This window comes from Campylobacter concisus (assembly GCF_002912425.1).
Lineage (GTDB): Bacteria > Campylobacterota > Campylobacteria > Campylobacterales > Campylobacteraceae > Campylobacter_A > Campylobacter_A concisus_AH.
This window is the reverse complement of the sequence record NZ_POYR01000172.1, coordinates 1-1,851: the sequence shown is the minus strand read 5'-3', so window position 1 is coordinate 1,851 and position 1,851 is coordinate 1. Positions and strand designations below refer to the sequence as shown.

Sequence of the window (1,851 nt, the reverse complement as noted above, 5' to 3'; positions counted from 1 at the left end):
GTAAAATAGTTACACTTTTTTGATCGGAAATGAAATGAAATTTAAAGATTTTAAAGAAAAAAACAGTAGCAACTATGACTTTTTCACAGCTGATGAGATGAGCTATAAAGAATTTGTACAACTAAGCTTTAAAGAGTTTTTAACTAGCGATAATGACTCAAAGTGGCAGCTTGACATAGATGATAAAAGGTTTAACTCATTTCCAAATTTCACCCAAAAACATCAAATTTGCATATCGAATTTAGACTATGAAGATAATGTTTTTCAGTTTAGAATTTGCTCTGAAAACAACGTATCAAGCCTTGGTTACCGCATGTTTACAAGCTTTGATAGCATACATAAAGACTTTGTCACAGACGATATCAAGCACTCTGATGAAGTTATGATGAGCCTAAAGCTTGGCGAGCTTAAAGAGTTTCCTTGCATATCAAAATGCGGCTGGTGGATCAAAGATATCTGGCGAGACATGTATCCTATCTTGGACGAGACTAACAGCGAGGACTTTGTGGTAGGCATTATAAAAAACGAATTTACCAAAAAGATGACCGAGATAAATGAGTGCCTAAAAAACGCTCAAGATGGCGGCAAGCTTGACGAAGTGATCGCCAAACTAAAAGCTAAAATCAACTGAATTTAGAAATTTCCACTCACCGCACAAGAGCTGGCTGGATATGAAGTAAGTCCGTAGTCAGCTGACTCCACGTTATAAAAGTCTAAATTTGCACTTTTGGAGATGATATACTCAAAGCCTTTTTGATTTAGCTCGATCAAAATTTCAAGCTCCGTATCTCTTTTGCAAACGATGCTTTCAAAAAAGTGAGAGAAAAAAGAAATTTTAGCATTTTCTTTTTGTATTGAATGATTTAACATGAGCTCCATGTTGCTAAAAATTTTAAAGATATTTTGATTTGTCTCAAATTTACCAAATCTAGCATAATAATTTTGCAAATTTGCGTCATTTAGCACGATATTTTTAGTGCAATTTTTAGTGATCTGCTCGTAGATAAGACCAAAAAGCTCAATAGAGGCATTTTGATTATCCATCACTCTATTTTCGTGATTTGTGACTACTACAAAGCCATCTTTTATCTCGTATTTTTCATTTTTATAATAAAAGCTAACATTTGCCACCTCTTGCTCAAAGCGCTTTTTATAAGCAAAAGGCAAATAGTTTAAAACGCCCATTTTATCGATAATAGCTGAGCTTCTTACGCCACCATCTAGCTCGTGCTGCATGAAGTATCTTATGAAGCTACCTTGCTCTATATCAAAGCTATTTAAATACTCGATCTTATCAAGATAGATGCAGCGGTAAAGCTTTACAAATTCTGGGTTTAGTCTCAAATTTATCTCATCTTGTAGCTCGCCATATTTATCAGTTTGCTCTGCGTCTATAAATTCGATTATATTCATCTGCTTTTCGATCTTGTCTTTAACAAAGATCGAAATTTTCACGTCCTGCATCTCATAAAAGCACTTTATCGTATCTGTGGCACTTTTGGTGATATCTGTTTTAAATTTCTTAGCAAGCTCTGCTTTTTTCAGCGTGAGTGAAAAGTCGCCATTTTTTAGTTTATTTTGCGAGTACAAAAGATAGAGTAGCTGCTCATAGACCATGAGATGTGAGTAGGTTAAAAAGGTATTATCCACCACGATGACGTAGTAGCAACGCGTTATAGAGTACCTTTTGTTATTTTGCAAAAATTCATCATAAATTTTTAATTTACTTGGGGATTTACATACCTTAAAAACATCATATGATTCTAAAAATATATTTTCCATTACTGCCCCTTTTTACCTTTGCAAAAATATTACATAACTATTCTTTAAGCTAATTTGAATTTACAAGCT

2 protein-coding genes are annotated in these 1,851 nt (G+C 33.8%); one reads left to right on the top strand and one right to left on the bottom strand.

The annotated features are described in order from the left end of the window. Window positions 1-34: 34 nt before the first annotated feature. On the top strand, window positions 35-631 hold the full coding sequence (locus tag CYP84_RS09175) for an effector protein (RefSeq protein ID WP_103637344.1): 597 nt from the start codon (window positions 35-37) through the stop codon (window positions 629-631). Between the two features lie 2 nt (window positions 632-633). On the opposite strand, the gene CYP84_RS09170 is transcribed toward CYP84_RS09175, so the two are convergent. After that, window positions 634-1,782, bottom strand: coding sequence for a hypothetical protein (locus tag CYP84_RS09170; RefSeq protein WP_103637343.1), 1,149 nt, complete (start codon window positions 1,780-1,782; stop codon window positions 634-636). Window positions 1,783-1,851 lie beyond the last annotated feature (69 nt).

What these genes read in the sequence shown, in the direction of transcription:
- CYP84_RS09175 (WP_103637344.1), top strand. Translation starts at nt 35, where the DNA reads ATGAAATTTAAAGATTTTAAAGAAAAAAACAGTAGCAACTATGACTTT.
- CYP84_RS09170 (WP_103637343.1), bottom strand. Translation starts at nt 1,782, where the DNA reads ATGGAAAATATATTTTTAGAATCATATGATGTTTTTAAGGTATGTAAA.